Source organism: Streptococcus sp. KR (assembly GCF_002238115.1).
Lineage (GTDB): Bacteria > Bacillota > Bacilli > Lactobacillales > Streptococcaceae > Streptococcus.
The window spans coordinates 1-231 of the sequence record NZ_NGVM01000323.1 but is presented as its reverse complement, the minus strand read 5'-3'; the positions used below and the strand labels follow the sequence as shown (position 1 = coordinate 231).

At 40.7% G+C, this 231-nt stretch carries 1 pseudogene; it reads left to right on the top strand.

The annotated features are described in order from the left end of the window. Positions 1 to 231: pseudogene (locus tag CBI42_RS12130) on the top strand (hypothetical protein); the annotation flags it as partial.

Below are 231 nucleotides of genomic sequence, written 5' to 3'. Positions count from 1 at the left end.
CGTATAAGGGAATCGCTAAAATTATTGTCGCTTGTTACATGGTGGATAGCTTACGCCCGATCTGCCTCGGTTTCTTTAAGCTCTATATTGCTGCTGTCCTTCAGGGATTGATTTTAGTGGTTATTATCATGCTTTATCCAGCCATTGTAACTAACGACCTGTTGACGGTTGATAAGACTGGAGCTTGGACAACTGCCTTAGTTGCGATAGCTAAAGGAATTATTTACATTA